This is a genomic window from Nocardioides sp. (genome assembly GCF_047606145.1).
GTDB lineage: Bacteria > Actinomycetota > Actinomycetes > Propionibacteriales > Nocardioidaceae > Nocardioides.
Genome location: NZ_JASGET010000156.1, coordinates 1 through 17,116 on the forward strand (window position 1 = coordinate 1; position 17,116 = coordinate 17,116).

Annotated in this window: 15 protein-coding genes; 8 read left to right on the top strand and 7 right to left on the bottom strand. The window is 72.3% G+C overall.

Translation table 11 applies throughout. The features are described from left to right. Nucleotides 1–573, bottom strand: a 573-nt coding sequence (gene ssd / locus QM638_RS21575; protein ID WP_415145478.1) for a septum site-determining protein Ssd, incomplete at its 3' end; no start/stop codon positions are given. A 121-nt stretch (nt 574–694) separates the two neighbouring features. Here ssd and QM638_RS21580 point away from each other — a divergent pair. Beyond that, complete coding sequence (locus QM638_RS21580) at nt 695–1,477, top strand: HAD family hydrolase (protein WP_415145480.1); 783 nt, start codon at nt 695–697, stop codon at nt 1,475–1,477. 365 nt (nt 1,478–1,842) lie between these two features. On the opposite strand, the gene QM638_RS21585 is transcribed toward QM638_RS21580, so the two are convergent. After that, the gene (locus QM638_RS21585) at nt 1,843–2,562 is read right to left on the bottom strand and encodes an oxidoreductase (RefSeq protein ID WP_415145482.1); all 720 of its coding nucleotides are present in this window, start codon (nt 2,560–2,562) and stop codon (nt 1,843–1,845) included. Nucleotides 2,563–2,598: 36 nt separating this feature from the next. Here QM638_RS21585 and QM638_RS21590 point away from each other — a divergent pair, with 36 nt between their 5' ends. Then, on the top strand, nt 2,599–3,525 hold the full coding sequence (locus QM638_RS21590) for a class I SAM-dependent methyltransferase (protein ID WP_415145484.1): 927 nt from the start codon (nt 2,599–2,601) through the stop codon (nt 3,523–3,525). A 10-nt stretch (nt 3,526–3,535) separates the two neighbouring features. Here the strand turns inward: QM638_RS21590 and QM638_RS21595 are convergent, their stop codons facing one another. The 5 genes from QM638_RS21595 to QM638_RS21615 all read right to left on the bottom strand — a co-directional run bounded on the left by QM638_RS21595 (nt 3,536) and on the right by QM638_RS21615 (nt 9,932). Next, nucleotides 3,536–4,207, bottom strand: coding sequence for a sirohydrochlorin chelatase (locus tag QM638_RS21595; protein ID WP_415145486.1), 672 nt, complete (start codon nt 4,205–4,207; stop codon nt 3,536–3,538). After that, nucleotides 4,204–5,328, bottom strand: coding sequence for a uroporphyrinogen-III synthase (locus QM638_RS21600; protein WP_415145488.1), 1,125 nt, complete (start codon nt 5,326–5,328; stop codon nt 4,204–4,206). Before QM638_RS21600 ends, QM638_RS21595 begins: the two co-directional genes overlap by 4 nt. Further along, complete coding sequence (nirD, locus tag QM638_RS21605; protein WP_415145490.1) at nt 5,325–5,732, bottom strand: nitrite reductase small subunit NirD; 408 nt, start codon at nt 5,730–5,732, stop codon at nt 5,325–5,327. The genes QM638_RS21600 and nirD overlap by 4 nt, the downstream gene beginning before the upstream one ends. After that, entirely contained in the window at nt 5,729–8,284 is a 2,556-nt protein-coding gene (gene nirB, locus QM638_RS21610) for a nitrite reductase large subunit NirB (protein WP_415145491.1), read from the bottom strand. Before nirB ends, nirD begins: the two co-directional genes overlap by 4 nt. 157 nt (nt 8,285–8,441) lie before the next feature. Beyond that, nucleotides 8,442–9,932: an MFS transporter gene (locus QM638_RS21615; RefSeq protein WP_415145493.1), complete on the bottom strand. Its 1,491-nt coding sequence runs from the start codon at nt 9,930–9,932 to the stop codon at nt 8,442–8,444. Nucleotides 9,933–10,154: 222 nt separating this feature from the next. Here QM638_RS21615 and QM638_RS21620 point away from each other — a divergent pair, with 222 nt between their 5' ends. From QM638_RS21620 to acs, 6 genes are all read left to right on the top strand, one after another. Beyond that, the gene (locus QM638_RS21620) at nt 10,155–11,267 is read left to right on the top strand and encodes a sensor histidine kinase (RefSeq protein WP_415145495.1); all 1,113 of its coding nucleotides are present in this window, start codon (nt 10,155–10,157) and stop codon (nt 11,265–11,267) included. Beyond that, entirely contained in the window at nt 11,264–12,004 is a 741-nt protein-coding gene (locus QM638_RS21625) for a LytR/AlgR family response regulator transcription factor (protein ID WP_415145497.1), read from the top strand. Before QM638_RS21620 ends, QM638_RS21625 begins: the two co-directional genes overlap by 4 nt. A gap of 114 nt (nt 12,005–12,118) precedes the next feature. Then, complete coding sequence (locus QM638_RS21630) at nt 12,119–12,520, top strand: hypothetical protein (RefSeq protein WP_415145499.1); 402 nt, start codon at nt 12,119–12,121, stop codon at nt 12,518–12,520. Beyond that, nucleotides 12,517–14,088 (top strand): cation acetate symporter, encoded by a 1,572-nt coding sequence (locus QM638_RS21635; RefSeq protein ID WP_415145501.1) that lies wholly within the window; start codon nt 12,517–12,519, stop codon nt 14,086–14,088. The genes QM638_RS21630 and QM638_RS21635 overlap by 4 nt, the downstream gene beginning before the upstream one ends. A gap of 155 nt (nt 14,089–14,243) precedes the next feature. Then, on the top strand, nt 14,244–14,816 hold the full coding sequence (locus QM638_RS21640; protein ID WP_415145503.1) for an acetate uptake transporter: 573 nt from the start codon (nt 14,244–14,246) through the stop codon (nt 14,814–14,816). Nucleotides 14,817–15,014: 198 nt separating this feature from the next. Beyond that, entirely contained in the window at nt 15,015–17,000 is a 1,986-nt protein-coding gene (gene acs, locus QM638_RS21645) for an acetate--CoA ligase (RefSeq protein ID WP_415145505.1), read from the top strand. The last annotated feature ends 116 nt before the right edge of the window (nt 17,001–17,116 follow it).

Here is a 17,116-nt window from a genome sequence, read left to right on the forward strand (position 1 = left end):
CTCGCGCAGCGCGCGGGCACCGAGCCGGCCGGCGGTCCCGCCGAGCTCGGACCAGCGGACGCCGGCCGCCTCCTCCAGGCCCAGCACCCGGTCCGCCCCCGGCCCGAGCGGATCGGTGTCGAGCAACACCGTCGGCCCGCGCTCGGCTCCCAGGGACGCCAACGCGGCCGCGAACGTGGTCGCGCCGGCCCCGCCGGAGCCGGCCAGCACGCCCAGCACCACCCCGTCCGGTCGGCCCGCCTCGCCCAGGTCGGTGAGCAGCTCGGCGACCAGCTCCGCCGACCCGGGCAGATCGATCACGCTCTGGGCGCCGACACTCAGCGCGGGCCGGTAGACGCCCTCCGGTGGCGGCCCCCAGGCCAGCACGCACACGCCGTCGCGTCGCGGCGGGGCGAGCCGGGCCACCTCCTCGGCGAGGTCTGCGCCGATCAGGACCAGCGGCGCCGGGGACCAGGTCCGCAACGCGGTGCCGACGTCGGCGGTGGGCTCGATCCGCACCCCGGCGGCGGCCGCGAGTCGGGCCAGCTCATCGAGCAGCAGGGGGTCGGCGGTGATCACGAGTGCAGGAGTCATGGGCCGAGGCTCCCCCGCCCCACCGACGCTCTCACCTCGCCCTCGACGAGCTGTGGAGAAGTGCCTCACGAACGTGCGGTGGGGACGCTATCGGGACGAACGCGGTCTCTACCATGGAGCCATGGGCCAGCCGGCGGCATTCTTCGACCTCGACAAGACGATCATCGCCAAGTCGAGCACGCTGGCGTTCTCCAAGCCGTTCCAGGCCGGCGGACTGATCTCCCGCAAGGCGTTGCTCCGCTCGGCGTACTCCCAGTTCGTCTACGTCCTCGGCGGCGCCGACCACGACCAGATGGAGAAGATGCGCCAGTTCATGTCCGAGCTGGTCAGCGGATGGGACGTGGCCACCGTCCGCGAGATCGTCGCGGACACGCTGCACAACGTGGTCGACCCGCTCGTCTACGACGAGGCGGTGCAGCTGATCGAGGAGCACCACGCGGCGGGCCGCGACGTGGTGATCGTCTCCGCCTCGGGGCAGGAGGTGGTCGAGCCGATCGGCGAGATGCTCGGCGCCGACCACGTGGTCGCGACCCGGATGGAGATCGCCGACGGGAAGTACACCGGCGAGATCGCGCACTACGCCTACGCGGAGGAGAAGGCCGCCGCCATCCGCGCGCTGGCCGAGCAGCGCGACTACGACCTGGCCACCAGCTACGCCTACTCCGACTCGATCACCGACGTGCACATGCTCGAGGCGGTCGGCCACCCGTACGCGGTCAACCCGGACAAGGAGCTGCGCCGGGTCGCCAAGGAGCGGGGCTGGCCGATCCTGGTCTTCGTCAAGCCGGTCGCGCTGCGCTCGCGCGCCCTCTCCGCTCGGCCGACGCTGGCCGCCCTCGCGGTCGGCGGCGCGGTGGCACTCGGCGGGGTCATCTGGGCCGGGACGCGCAAGCGATCGCACTGACCACGCCGCCGCCCGCGTCACCCTCACGACCGGCGGCCGCCGAACGACCGACACCGAACGACGGGCGACGGGTGCCGGGCCGGCGCATGATCCTCCTCGACCGGCCGAAATCCAAGACCCCGCGGCCCTTGAAGGGCCCGGCAAATCGGCGTACACATGTGACTAGCAGCACAACTCAAGACGTACACGTGAGCGAGGCACCCACGCTGCGATCCGCCCATCCGATGGGGTGCTGTCCAGCGGGGAGACATCCCGCCGGCAGCGACACAAGATGCACGCCTGGTCACTTCCGTCTCACGTGTTCAGCGGTGGCATCCGGAATCCCTCGTGGACCGGGTGCCACCTGCGTGTGGGGGTGACGGCGGTCAGCCGCGCAGTGGGGACGCCTCCGCGCCGGCGGCGTAGGCCTGTGCCGCATAGAGGAGCCACGCATGCACGCCGGCGCGCCCGCCGTCGCGGTAGCCGCGCAGGTTCGACTCGTACTCCGCGCGCAGTGTCAGGTGGCCGGCCTCGGGCACGATCAGCGACTTCTCGTCGACCCCGCGGGCGACCAGCACCAGTCGCTCGGCCGCTCGGGCGACCAGGCCGTTGTGGGAGCCGAACGGCGCCACGGTGCGCAGCTCGGCGTGCACCAGCGCGGCGACCACCAGCGCGGGCACCTCGGTGGGAGCGAGCAGTACGTCGGCCAGGCCGCGCAGCCGGGCGGCGGCGTCCGGGTCGCGGGGACGCCCGAGCCGATCGGGCGGCACCGCGGAGACCGCGGCCACCGCATGGAGCCGGGCGAAGACCTGCAGTGGCGACGTGGCAAGCCTCGGCGCCAGCCCGAGCAGCTCGGCAGAGAGCCGCACCGCGTCCTGGGCGATCTCGTCCCCGCCGCTCTGGGTGACCTCCGCCAGCGACGAGGCCGAGCCCTCCAGGACCGCCGAGGCGTGCGCCCCGCGGAGCAGCGACTCGGCGGTGTCCTGTGGCGAGGTGCGCCGCAGCCCGCGGTCACGCAGCAACGCGTCGATGCCGTCGCGGGTCGCGGCGTACGCCGAGCCCACGCCATCGAGCGACACCAACCAGGCCAGCGGATCGTTCCTCACGCCCAGAACCCTAGGCAACGGGTAGATTCGGTCTCGATGTCCGGTCCCTCCGATGCTCGCGGCCCCGCCGCCACGCCCGCACTCTCCTTCGGCGGCGTGGCGCAGTCCTACGAGCGCGGCCGACCGACCTATCCGGTCGAGGCGGTCACCTGGGCGGTCGGCGCGAGGCCGGCCTCGGTGCTCGAGCTCGGTGCCGGGACCGGCAAACTCACCGCGGTGCTGGCCGGGCTGGGACACGACGTCTTCGCCACCGACCCGGACGAGAAGATGCTCGACATCCTCTCGGCCAAGCTGCCCGAGGTGCGCTGCACCGTCGGCACCGCCGAGCAGATCCCGACCGGCGACGGCCTCTACGACGTGGTGGTGGTCGGGCAGGCGTTCCACTGGTTCGATCACCAGGCGGCGCTGCCGGAGATCGTGCGGGTGCTGCGTCCCGGGGGGCACCTGGCCTGTCTGTGGAACGAGCGCGACGAGCGCATTCCGTGGGTACGGCGCCTCGGCGAGCTGATCGGGCAGCAGGAGCAGGGTCCCGACCCGACGACCATTCTCGACGACTCGGCGATGTTCAGCGCGGTGGAGACGACCACCTTCCGGCACTGGCAGACGGTGGATCGGGTCTCGGTGCAGGACCTGGTGCTGTCCCGGTCGAACATCGCCGTACTGCCCGAGGCGGAGCGGGAGCGCAAACGGGCCGAGGTGCTCGCCTTCTACGACGACTACGGCCGCGGCATGGACGGGATGCAGCTGCCGTACAACTGCGTCGGCTTCCGGGCCGCGGTGCTGCCCCACGCCCGGGCAGGTCTCGCTCCCACCGGCGCCGATCAGAGCACCGGTCGGAGCGCCGGCCCGGCCACCGGCGACGGCCTGGCCCCGCGCACCAACACCGCCCACCGGCTGCCCCGGGTGGTCACCGACCCCGACGACGGCCCCGACTCCGACATGCTGCTCATCGACTTCCGCTGACGGCGAGGTCTCAGCCGGCCAGTGACACGGCGGTCCGGGTCCCGGCGCGCAGCGCGATCAGGTCGACCAGGGCGGGATGGGATCCGATCGGGGTGGCGACGACGTCGGCGCCGTGCCCGGTCAGCCGGCCGGCCCGGTCGGCGAAGTGACCCGGCGCCAGCAGGTACGGCGAGACGGCGTCACCGGGGCGGAGCACCTGCTCGGGCCGCGGGCCGTGCCCGGCCAGGGTGGCCAGCCGCACCGGCGCGCCCCACGCCCCGCAGAGCAGATCGGCGGCGGTGTGCAGATCCACGGTCGCGGCCGGGTCGTTCGAGCCGGCCGCGACCATCGTCACCGGCTGGCCCGGCCGGGCGCCGGCCGCACGCAGCCGGACGACCTGCGCCCGCGCCAGCAGCGGGTCCGGACCGAGCGGTGCGGCCAGGGTGGCCGGTCCGGCGGCCCCGGCCACGGCGGCCGGCAGGTCGACCCGGACGTGGTAGCCGGTCGAGAGCAGCAGCGGTACGACGATCGTCGGCTCCGCGCCGGCGGCGAGCAAGTCGGCCAGCAGCGGCTCGCACAGCTCGACGTACGCCGCCACCGCGGGCATCCCCAGCCTGCGCCCGGCGGCCGCCGCGATCTCGACCGCGACCCGATTGCCGACCCGATGACGGGTCCCGTGGGCCACGACCACCAGCCGGGTCATGCCTCGACCGCCAGCCGGTAGCCGCGCTTGATCACCGTCTGCACCGCGCGGGTGCCGAGCGCGGAGCGCAGCCGCGCCACCGCCATCTCGACGGCATGCTCGGAGCCGGCGGTCCCGGAGGGCAACTGGGCCAGCAGCGCCCGGCGGGAGACCACCACCCCGGGATTGGCGACCAGCGCGCTCAGCACCGCCGCCGGCGCCGGGGAGAGCTTGATCTCCACCCCGTCGAGCAGGACGGTGCAGGCATCGCCGTGCAGCAACAGCTGCCGGCCGCCGGCCAGCTCGATGCTCAGACCCTCGCGCCGACGGGGCAGCTCGTGCTCCAGCTGCTTGACCATCGCCGCGGTGCGGGAGCGCTCCGGGAAGATCGTCGGCACCCCCCACATCTCGAACGCCGCCGCGGTCACCGGGCCCACGCAGGAGGCGACCACATCGGCCTGGAAGCCGGCGATGACGTCCTCACGAAGCCCCACCGAGCCGGCGGCGGTCATGAAGGCCGCCACCGCGGGGGCCGAGGTCCAGGTGACCGCGTCGATCTCACCGGCGGCGATCTTCTCCGCCATCGCGAACATCGGCTCCGGGTCGGCGGCGGACTCCACCCGGTACACGGTCACGGTCTCCACGCTCGCTCCCTGACGACGGAGGGCGTGGCCCACCATCGACAACGACTGGCCATGCTCCTGGACCACGATCCGCTTGCCGGTCAGGTCGCGGCCGCGCAGATGCTCCAAGACGTCGTCGAACTCCTCCGACTCCGGCGCCCACAGCTCACGCAGCCCGCGGGCTCGCAACGCGCCCACCGACTTCGGTCCGCGGGCCAGGATCTCCGCGCCGCGCAGGCTGCTGAGCAGCGGCTCGAGCAGACCGGCCTCCTCGGCGAAGTCGAACCAGGCCCGCATCCCGACCCCGGTGGTCGCCAGGAACATGTCGACCCGCTGGCCGATCACCGACTCGGTCGCCGTCCGCAGCTCGCCCACGGCCACCCGGTTGGGCTCCAGCGCCAGCGCCGGCGCCCAGTCGACGACCGCGCCCCGGCGCTCGAGCAGCGCGATCTGCTCCTCGGCCTTGCGCGCGGCCGTCACGCCGACGCGGAATCCAGCCAGCGGCTGATCCTGGGTCACCCTGCGCTACCCCTACCTGTCTCGCCGACCTCGCCCGGCTCGGCGTCGTACGTCCCGGCGTCGTGAGCCCCGGTCACCATGATGAAACCCTCGCTGATCTCGACCCGGTACGACGCGATCCGCACCGTCTCGTCGTCGAGGCACTGTCCGGTCCGCAGGTCGAAGGCCTGTTTGTGCATCGGGCTGGCCACGAACGGGACGGACCCGCGCGTACCGACGATGCCACGCGCCAGCACCGATGCCCTCGAGAACGGATCGTAGTTGGCCAGCGCGAAGACGTCTCCGTCGTAGGTCTTGAAGACCGCCACCGCCTGCCCGTCCACCAGCGCCGCGACGCCGGTCTCCGGGTCGAGGTCGTCGAGGCGGCAGACCCGGGTGGCGCTCCGGTGCAGCATCGAGGTCATCGGGGCTCACCCACCCCGATCCGCGCGCCCAGCGAGACCGGACCGTCGGCCATCTCGGGGACCACCTGCTCCCGGGCGACGCCGAAGCTGATGTTCGGGTCGGGGGCCTCGGGTGCGTTGACGAAGGAGACGAACCGGCGCAGCTTCTCCGGGTCCTCCAGCGTCGCCCGCCACTCGTCGAAGTAGCCGGCGATGTGCCGGCTCATCGCCGCCTCCAGCTCGGTGCCGAGGCCGAGCACGTCGTCGATGACGACCGCGCGCACCCGGTCGAGGCCACCCTCGAGGCCCTCGATCCAGGCCGAGGTGCGCTGCAGCCGGTCGGCGGTGCGGATGTAGTACATCAGGTACCGGTCGAGGTAGCGGACCAGCTCGTCGGTGGTCAGGTCGCCGGCCAGCAGCTGCGCGTGCGCCGGGACGGCTCCGCCGTTGCCGCCGACGTACAGGTTCCAGCCCTTCTCGGTGGCGATGACGCCGAAGTCCTTCCCGCGCGCCTCGGCGCACTCCCGGGCGCAACCCGAGACGCCGCCCTTGAGCTTGTGCGGGCTGCGCAGCCCGCGGTAGCGCAGCTCCAGCAGGATCGCCAGGCCGACCGAGTCCTGGACGCCGTACCGGCACCAGGAGGAGCCGACGCAGGACTTCACCGTCCGCAGCGCCTTGCCGTAGGCGTGCCCGGACTCGAAGCCCGCCTCGACCAGCCGGGTCCAGATCGCCGGCAGCTGCTCCATCCGGGCGCCGAGCAGGTCGATGCGCTGGCCGCCGGTGATCTTGGTGTAGAGACCGAAGTCGCGGGCGACCTCGCCGATCACGATCAGCTTCTCCGGAGTGATCTCCCCACCGGGGATGCGTGGCACCACCGAGTAGGTGCCGTTGCGCTGGATGTTGGCCAGGTAGGCGTCGTTGGTGTCCTGCAGCGCCCGGTTCGGTCTGGCCAGCACGTGCCCGTTCAGCTGCGAGGCGAGGATGGAGGCGATCGCCGGCTTGCAGATCTCGCAGCCGCGGCCGGTGCCGTGCGCCTCGATGATCTCGTCGAAGGTGCGGTAGCCGTGGATGAGTACGACGTCGAAGAGCTCCGCCCGGGAGAGCGCGAAGTGCTCGCACAGGCTGGTGTCCACCGTGCGGCCCTGGGCGGCGAAGTAGTCCTCGACGATCCTCTTCACCTGGGGCTTGCAGCTGCCGCAGGTGGTGCCGGCACGGGTCTGTGCGCAGACCGCCGCCACGTCCTCGCAGCCGCCCTCGGCGGCGGCCTCCAGCTCGCCCTTGGTGACGTTGTTGCACGAGCAGATCTGCGCCTCGTCCGGCAGCGCCGGCCCGGCGCCGTCCGAGCCGGAGCCGGCCGGCAGGATCAGCTCCTCGGGGTTGTCCGGGAGCGCGATCCCGGAGGCGACCATCGGCCGCAGCACCCCGTAGGCGGAGGCGTCGCCGACCAGGACCCCACCGAGCAGCCGGCTGCCGTCCTCGCTGACCACCAGCTTCTTGTAGACCCCGGCGACGTCGTCGGCGTAGACCACCTCGAGCGAGCCCTCGGTGGTGCCGTGCGCGTCGCCGAAGCTGGCCACGTCGACGCCGAGCAGCTTCAGCTTGGTGGACATGTCGGCCCCGGTGAAGGAGGCGGTGGTCTCGCCGTGGCGCACGATCGTGTCCACCACCACCTCGGCCATCGCGTAGCCCGGCGCGACCAGCCCGTACATCCTCCCCGCCGGGGCGGCGCACTCGCCGATCGCCCAGACGTGCGCGTCGCTGCTGCGGCAGTGCTCGTCGACCAGGACGCCACCGCGCTCGGCGACGTCGATCCCGGCGGCCCGGGCGAGCGCGTCGCGGGGCCGGATGCCGGCGGAGAAGACCACCATGTCGGTCTCCAGCGGATTGCGGTCCTTCAGCGCCAGCTTCTCCACCCGGCCGCGGCCGAGGATGGCCTCGGTCATCGCACCGGTGTGCACCGTGAGACCGAGCTTCGCGATGTGTCGCCCCAGGGTGCGACCGCCGGGCTCGTCGACCTGGACCGCCATCAGCCGCGGCGCCAGCTCGACCACGTGGGTCTCCAGGCCCAGCTGGTGCAGCGCGTTGGCCGCCTCCAGGCCGAGCAGGCCGCCACCGATCACCGCGCCGCGGGTGGCCCTCTTGGCCGCGGCGCGGATCGCCTCCAGGTCGTCGATGGTGCGGTAGACGAAGCAGCCCGGCAGGTCGTGACCGGGCACCGGCGGCACGAACGGGGCGGCGCCGGTGGCCAGCACCAGCTCGTCGTAGCCCAGATCGGTGCCGTCGGCCAGGGTGAGGATCCGCTGCCGCGGGGAGATCGCCGCCACCGCGGTGCCGAGGTGGAGCGTCACCCGCGGGTCGTCGTACGAACCGGAGGGCAGCAGGGAGAGCGCCTCGGCGCCGGCGCTGAAGAAGGAGGTCAGCGCCACCCGGTCGTACGCCGGGCGGCGCTCCTGACCCACGACGACGATGTCGTGGGTCTCGGTCAGCCCCCGCTCGATGGCGGCGGTGACGAATCGGTGGGCGACCATGCCGTGGCCGGCCACGACGATCCGCTTGCGCAGCTGTGGGCTCATCGGCTCATCCCTTCCTGGCTCGGTGGGTGGTCCCACTGTCGAGATTCGATGTGACGCCTCGGGCCGGACCCGGTCTCGGCGTGGTCAACTTCCGCTCACGGCCTCACCGGCGCACGGCCTCACCGGCGCGCCGGGCCCCGGCGGACCCCACCCGCGCTCAGATGGTGGTGGTCGCGAGCTCGGTCGCCTGCCGGTGCTTCGGCCGCAGGTAGACCGTGTAGGTCACCAGCGCGCAGATCACGTAGAAGACGGTGAAGGCGAGGAACGCGCTCTTGGTGGCCGAGAGCGGGTCGTCCACCCACGGGCTGTTGAAGGCGATCGGGATCAGGAATCCGCCGAGCGCACCGACCGCGCCGACGATGCCGAGTGCCGCCGAGGACCTGGTGGTGGCCTCACCCAGCGCCACGGCCCGCTCGGTGGTGCCCGGCGTGGTGGCCAGCTCGGCCTCACGCTTGAAGATGGCGGGGATCATCTTGTACGCCGAGCCGTTGCCGATGCCGGTGGCGGCGAAGACCACCATGAAGAAGATCAGGAACAACGGGAACCAGGACTTGTTGTCGGCGGCGATCGCCGGGTCGGCGGTCGGGTTCGCGGTCAGCCGGGTGAGCGTCCACAGCACCGCCAGGGTGAAGACGACCATGCCCGCGAAGGCGGCGAGGGTGACCCGGGCGCCGCCGTACCGGTCGGCCAGCCAGCCGCCCAGCGGACGGGTCGCGGAGCCGACCAGCGCGCCGAGGAAGGCGAAGTAGGCGAAGTAGATCCCGGTGCCCAGCGGGGCCGGCTCGGCGACCCAGAAGTTGAGCTTGATCAACAGCGGCATCGCCGAGCTGTAGCCCATGAACGAGCCGAACGTGCCGATGTAGAGGAAGGCCATGATCCAGGTCTGCTTGTGGCGCATCACCGCGAGCTGCTTGCGCGGCTCGGAGGTGGCGGTGGCCAGGTTGTCCATCCCGAAGTAGGCGGCACTCGCCGCAATCACGCACAGCACCGCGTAGAAGTAGGCGGCGCGCTCCAGGTGAAGGCCCCCGGACGAGGCCTTGATCAGGCCGAAGGCTCCGGCGCCGCCGACCAGGATGGGCAGCAGGAACTGGATCAGTGCGACACCGAGGTTGCCGCCGGCGGCGTTGAGGCCGAGCGCGGTGCCCTTCTTGGCGGCCGGGTAGAAGAAGTTGATGTTGGTCATCGAGGAGGCGAAGTTGCCACCACCGAGGCCGGCGAACGCGGCAATGACGCAGAAGACCCAGTACGGCGTGGAGGCGTGCGTGACGGCGATGGCGTAGCCGGCGGTCGGGACCAGCAGGGCGAGCGCGGAGAAGATGGTCCAGTTGCGGCCACCGAACCTCGGCACCGCGAAGGTGTAGGGCAGCCGCAGGATCGCGCCCACCAGGCTCGGGATCGCGACCAGGAAGAAGAGCTGCTGGGTGCTGAAGCCGAAGCCGATCGAGGCCAGCATGGCCGAGCTGACGCTCCAGATCATCCAGATGGAGAAGCCGAGGTGCTCGGCGAAGATGCTCCAGATCAGGTTGCGGCGCGCGATCCTGGCGCCGCCCGACCGCCAGAACTCCTCGTCCTCGGGACGCCAGTCCTCGATCCAGCGGCGGCCTCGTCGGGCCTGCGATGGTGGTGCTGCGTCGGTCCTCGTGCTCATCACTGCTCCTCGGGTGGGACGATGGCCCCACTCTGGGCAGCGGAGGTTTCGCTGCGCTCGACCCGGCGGTTGTGACTGCGTCAACTTCCGCTCACGGCCTCACGCGACTCACGGGCTCACGGGTCGAACGGGGCCGAGCGGTGCCGAGCGGTGCCGGCCGGCAGCAGCGGACCGTTAGTGTGGCGTGGCTCACCGACTCGACCCGCAGCGCGAAGGGCAGGCATGCGACTCTGGCGGCGTACCCATCTCGGCACCGAGGCCGAGCGTGCCGCCTTCCGCACCCTGCACACCGCCTCGCTGGCCAGCCCGGCGCTGCGCGAGGGGCTCACCGCCGACAGCGCCGAGCGGGCGATCCGGCATCTGCGGAACCTGCTCGGCTCGCCCGCGCTGGCGCTGACCGACACCGAGTCGCTGCTCGCCTGGGACGGCGTCGGCGACCATCACGCCGCGGGCGCGCTCGACCTGGCCGAGGCCACCCTGGAGCGCGGCACCACCAGGCTCTCCGAGCGCGGGGAGCTGACCTGCGCGGTGCCCGGCTGCGAGCTGCGCACCGCGGTGGTCAGCCCGCTGCTCGTCGAGGACCGCCCGATCGGCACCCTGCAGGTCTACGCACCGGTGCCGACGGCAAGCCTGGCCCGCGCCGCGGACGAGGTCGCGACCTGGGTCTCGGGCCAGCTCGACCTGGCCGAGCTGGCCGCCTCCCGGCACCGGCTGATGCAGGCGGAGGTGCGCGCCCTGCGGGCCCAGATCTCGCCGCACTTCGTCTACAACTCGCTGACCGCCATCGCCTCGTTCGTGCGCACCGATCCGGACCGGGCCCGCGAGCTGCTGCTCGACTTCGCCGACTTCACCCGCTACTCCTTCCGCCGGCTCGGCGACTTCACCACCCTGGAGGAGGAGATGGGGTCGATCGAGCGCTACCTGGTGCTCGAGCAGGCCCGGTTCGGCGACCGGCTGACGGTGACGCTGCGGGTGGCCCCGGAGGTGCTGCCGGTGACCATCCCGGTGCTCTCCTTGCAGCCGCTGGTGGAGAACGCCGTCCGGCACGGGCTGGCGCCCAAGGCCGAGCCCGGCTCGGTGCGGATCGAGGCGCGCGACCTGGATCGGGAGGCGGTGATCACCATCGAGGACGACGGCGTCGGCGAGGACCCGGAGAAGATCCGGCGCGCGCTGGCCGGCGACAGCACCGCCGAGTCGGTCGGCCTGGCCAACGTCGACGAACGGCTGCGCTCCACCTTCGGCGACGACTACGGCCTGGTGGTGGAGACCGCACCCGGCGCCGGCACCCGGGTCGTCGTACGGGTGCCGAAGTACGCACCGGGGGTGCGGCCGTGACCGAGCGCCTGCGGGTGGTGGTGGTCGACGACGAAGGACCCGCCCTGGAGGACCTGGCCTACCTGCTCGGCCGCGACGACCGGGTCGAGGTGGTGGCGACCTGCGACCGTGCCACCACGGCGGTCGAGGTGTTGCGCGGCCACGAGGTAGAGGCGGTCTTCCTGGACATCGCCATGCCCGGCCTGACCGGCCTCGACCTGGCGGCGGTGCTGGGACGCGCCGCCAACCCGCCGGCGATCGTCTTCGTCACCGCCCACGCCGAGCACGCGGTCGACGCCTTCGAGGTCAACGCGGTGGACTACCTGCTCAAGCCGGTGCGCGAGGAGCGGCTGCGCGAGGCGGTACGCCGGCTCTGCGAGGCGGGCGCCGCGGGCGGCGACGCCGAGTCCGGGCGGGGCGAGGACGCGATAGCGGTCGAGCTCGGCGGGGTCACCCGGCTGATCCCGCGCTCCGAGGTGCGCTACGTCGAGGCTCAGGGCGACTACTCCCGGCTGCACACCGCCACCGGGAGCCACCTCGTGCGGGTGCCGATCAGCGGCCTGGAGGAGCGCTGGCGCGACGCCGGCTTCCTCCGCATCCACCGCTCCTATCTGGTGGCGCTGGGCCACGTCGTCCAGGTCCGCGAGATCGAGGGCCGGGTGCAGGTCCGGATCGGTCACCGTGAGCTCGCGGTGAGCCGGCGGCACGCCCCCGAGCTGCGAGAGCAGCTGCGCCGCACGCGTCGGGGGCAACAGTGACGACCGTGAGCCGGCGCCGACCCCTGGTGAGCGACCCCGCATGAGCAGCCTCAGCGAGCGACCGATGACCTCGGGCCGCCGCATCCGTATCGTTGCCTCCTCGACGGAGGCGGCATGAGTGACCAGCAGAGCCGGGCCGGCCGCCCCGAGCGGGTCCGGGTCACCGGGCCGCACGCGGGCCGCTCGCGTCGGACCACCGCCGTCGCCGAGATCGACGCCCAGACCGAGGTCGGCGCCGTCTACATGCGCTCCCTGATGCGCTCGCAGCTTCGGCTCGCGCTCGGCCTGGCGGCGGTGTTGATGCTCACCGTCGGGCTGCTGCCGCTGCTGTGGGCCGCCGTGCCGTTCCTGCGGCGGCTCGAGGTGGCCGGAGTGCCGGTGGCGTGGCTGGTGCTCGGCGCCGGCTGCTACCCGGTGCTGATCGTCCTCGCCGTCGTCTACGTACGGCGGGCCGAACGCAACGAGCGCGCCTTCCGCGAGCTGGTCACACCGAGTCCGGATCGGGAGCCGGAGTGACGGCCACCGCGCTCGCCGTCCTCGCCGTCACCGCGGTCGCCATGCTGACCCTGGTGGTCGGCGCCTTCGGCCTGCGGCTGGCCCGCACCACCAGCGACTTCTACGTGGCCTCCCGCACGGTGCGGCCGGCCACCAACGCGGCGGCGATCAGCGGCGAATACCTCTCCGCCGCCTCGTTCCTCGGCGTCGCCGGCCTGATCGCCGCCCGCGGGCCGGACATGCTCTGGTATCCGATCGGCTACACCGCCGGCTACCTGGTGCTGCTGCTCTTCGTGGCCGCGCCGCTGCGCCGTTCCAGGGCCTACACGCTGCCGGACTTCACCGAGTTCCGGCTGGAGTCGCAGGTCGCCCGCGGGCTGGCCAGCCTGCTGGTGGTGCTCATCGCCGGCCTCTACCTGCTGCCCCAGTTCCGGGGCGCCGGGCTCACCCTGCACGCGGTCACCGGCGCCCCCGACTGGGTCGGCTCCGGCCTGGTCGCGCTGGTCGTGCTCCTCGGCGTCGTCGGCGGCGGGATGCGCAGCATCACCCTGGCCCAGGCGGTGCAGTACTGGCTGAAGCTGGCGGCGCTGGCGGTGCCGCTGATCTTCCTGGCGGTGCGACACGCCGGCGGATCCGCGGCGGCGCACGCCCGGTTGCATCGGATCGACTGGCTCGAGCCGATGCAGACGCCACACAGCCTGTACCTGACCTACTCCCTCATCCTCGCCACGTTCCTGGGCACGATGGGGCTGCCGCACGTGGCGGTGCGCTTCTACACCAATCCCGACGGCCGGGCCGCCCGGCGTACGACGGTCGCGGTGCTCGGCCTGCTGAGCGTCTTCTACCTGCTGCCGCCCCTCTACGGCGTGCTCGGCCGCGCCCAGCTCACCGACCTGGCGAACTCCGACCTGGTGGTGCTGGAGCTCCCCGCCCGGATGGTCGGCGGGCTGACCGGCGACCTCCTGGTGGCGATCCTCGGGGCCGGCGCGTTCGCGGCGTTCCTGTCCACCTCCTCGGGCCTGGTGCTCTCCATCGCCGGCGTCCTGGGGCAGGACCTGCTGGGCCGCCGGTTCCGGCCGGTGACCGCGTTCCGGCTGGCCGCCGTGCTGGGTGCGATGGGCACGTTGGCGCTGACCCTGCTGACCACCGGCCTCGCCGTGGCGCACGCCGTCGAGCTCGCCTTCGCGGTGGCCGCCTCCACGTTCGCCCCGATGCTGCTGCTGGGGATCTGGTGGCGCGGACTGACCGCGCACGGCGCCATCTGGGGGATGGCGGTCGGCGGCGTCACCTCGACCACCGCGATCTGCGCGGAGATGGCCGGCGCCGGCGGCAACGGGCTGGCCGGCGCGATCCTCTCCCAGCCGGCCCTGTGCACGGTGCCGCTCGCATTCACGGTGATGGTGCTGGGCTCGCTGGCCACCGCCGACCGACTCCCACCCGGATGGGCACGCACGATGGTGCGGCTGCACACCCCCGAGGCGGTCGACGTGGATCGCAGCGGGTTCCGCGCCCGCGGCTCGGTCGATCCCCCGAGGGCGGCTCCGAGGGGCACCGCTCGTCGCAGCAGAGGCACCGCTCGTCGCGTGTGACGCAGCGCACATCGCAGTTCCTCCGCCGCCCGTCGACCGCCGGCCCGCACCCTCTGGCCGCCCTACGGCGACGGTTCCTACCGTCGGCGATGACCGGACGCAACCGCCCGGAGCTCACCGGGCCATCCGGCCCGTTGCCGCACGAAGGAGTGCCCATGACCGCCGTACAGAACGAGACGCAGCGCCCCGCACCCGGCTCCCACTTCGCCGACCCGGGCCCGCTGGGACTCGCCGCCTTCGCCATGACGACCTTCGTCCTCAGCTTCGTCAACACCGGACTGTGGAAGGCAGAGCCGGTCGTCTTCGGCCTCGCGCTGTGCTACGGCGGGCTCACCCAGCTGGTGGCCGGGATCTGGGAGTTCGCCAAGGGCAACACCTTCGGCGCCACCGCGTTCTGCTCCTACGGTGCGTTCTGGCTCTCCTTCTGGTACCTGACCGGCCACACCGACCTGACCGGGCTGGTCGGCGACCAGGCCGCACACGGGGTCGGCCTCTACCTGCTGGCCTGGACCATCTTCACCGCCTACATGTTCGTCGCCTCGCTGGACACCAACCCGAACCTGATCGCCGTCTTCGGCCTGCTGACGATCACGTTCGCCTTCCTCGCCCTCGGCGATCTGACCACCACCGAGGGCCTGAGCAAGGTCGGCGGGTGGCTCGGGGTGCTGACCGCCCTCGCCGCCTGGTACACCTCGTTCGTCGGGGTGCGCGCCTCGACCCGTCGGTAACCCGACCAGCCCGACGAGTCGGAGCAGCCGGACGAGTCGGAGCGGTCCGGCGGTCCGGACCCCTCCGAGCTCCCGGACCCGCCGTCATCTCGAGGTTGCACCCGCCCGGCGAGTGCAACCTCGGGGCAACCCTGGGCACGCCATCCTGACCTCCGTAGTGTGGCGTGGGCCACGCAACCCGAGGAGAAGTGAAAGATCGTGAGTGACGAGACTCTGTCCAATCTGTTGCAGGAGAACCGCCGCTTCGAGCCGCCGGTCGACCTGGCGGCCTCGGCGAACGTGACGGCCGATGCCTACCAGTCCGCGGCGGCCGACCCGGAGGGGTTCTGGTCGGCCGCGGCGCAGCGGTTGGCCTGGGCCCAGCCCTGGGAGCGGGTGCTGGACTGGGACAACCCGCCGTTCGCGAAGTGGTTCGTGGGCGGCCGGCTCAACGCGTCGTACAACTGCGTGGATCGGCATGTGGAGAACGGCCTGGGTGACCGGGTGGCGATCGACTGGATCGGCGAGCCGGTGCGAGACGATCCCTCGGACACGCGCTCGATCACCTACGCCGAGCTCAAGGACGAGGTCTCGCGCGCGGCGAACGCGTTGACCGAGCTCGGGGTGGGTCTCGGGGACCGGGTGGCGATCTACATGCCGATGATCCCCGAGGCCGTGGTGGCGATGCTGGCCTGTGCCCGCCTCGGTGCCCCGCACACCGTGGTGTTCGGTGGGTTCTCCGCCGAGGCGCTCGCGGCGCGGGTGGAGGACTGCGGCGCGAAGGTGATCATCACCGCCGACGGCGGGTATCGCCGCGGGGCGCCGTCCTCGTTGAAGCCGGCGGTCGACCAGGCCCGCGGCATCGCCGCGGCGGCCGGCCACGCCGTGGAGAAGGTGCTGGTGGTACGCCGTACCGGCCAGGACGTCGACTGGGAGGACGGCGTCGACGTGTGGTGGCACGACGTCGTCGCCGGCGCCTCGAGCGAGCACACCCCGGAGGCGTTCGACGCCGAGCACCCGCTGTTCGTGATGTACACCTCGGGCACCACCGGCAAGCCGAAGGGGATCTTGCACACCACCGGCGGCTACCTCACCCAGGCTGCGTTCACCCACTGGGAGGTCTTCGACCTCAAGCCCGAGACCGACGTGTTCTGGTGCACCGCCGACATCGGCTGGATCACCGGACACTCCTACATCGTCTACGGGCCGCTGGCCAACGGTGTCACCCAGGTCCTCTACGAGGGCACCCCGGACTTCCCCGAGCGAGGCCGCTGGTGGGACATCATCGCCGAGAAGAAGGTCACCCTCTTCTACACCGCCCCGACCGCGATCCGCTCCTTCATGAAACAGGGCGCCGACATCCCGGCCGCCCGCGACCTGACCTCGCTCCGGCTCCTCGGATCGGTCGGCGAGCCGATCAACCCCGAGGCCTACGTCTGGTACCGGCACGTCATCGGCGGCGACCGCACCCCGGTGGTCGACACCTGGTGGCAGACCGAGACCGGGTCGATCATGATCTCACCCCTGCCCGGCGTGACCGCCGGCAAGCCCGGCTCCGCGATGACCGCGCTGCCCGGGGTCGGCGCCGAGGTGGTCAACGACGAGGGCGTCCCGGTCGGCGACGGCGAGGGCGGCTACCTGGTGCTGACCCGGCCCTGGCCGGGGATGCTGCGCACCATCTGGGGCGACGACCAGCGGTTCGTGGACACCTACTGGGCCCGCTTCGCCGACCAGGGCTACTACTTCGCCGGTGACGGTGCGAAGAAGGACTCCGACGGCGACCTGTGGGTGCTGGGCCGGGTCGACGACGTCATGAACGTCTCCGGACACCGGCTCTCGACCACCGAGATCGAGTCCGCGCTGGTCTCCCACCCGGTGGTGGCCGAGGCCGCCGTGGTCGGCGCCAGCGACCCCGACACCGGGCAGGCCGTGGTCGCCTACGTCATCCTCCGCGAAGGCGTGGAGCAGGGCGACCACGTGGAGAAGGACCTCTCCGACCACGTCCGCACCCAGATCGGACCCATCGCCAAGCCCCGCCAGATCATGATCGTGCCCGAACTGCCCAAGACCCGCTCGGGCAAGATCATGCGCCGCCTGCTCCGCGACGTCGCCGAGAAGCGCGCCGTCGGCGACACCACCACCCTCGCCGACTCCTCCATCATGGACCTGATCTCGGCCGGACAGGCGGTCAGCACCGAGGACTGATATGTAGGGCCTTCCTGTCAAGAGGCAGGGTGAAGCGCCGCCACGGCTGGTTGTCGTGGCGGCGCTTCGTCTTCTGGTGGGGCTGCTGGCCGTGTCGAGCGGGTCTGTCGACGCAC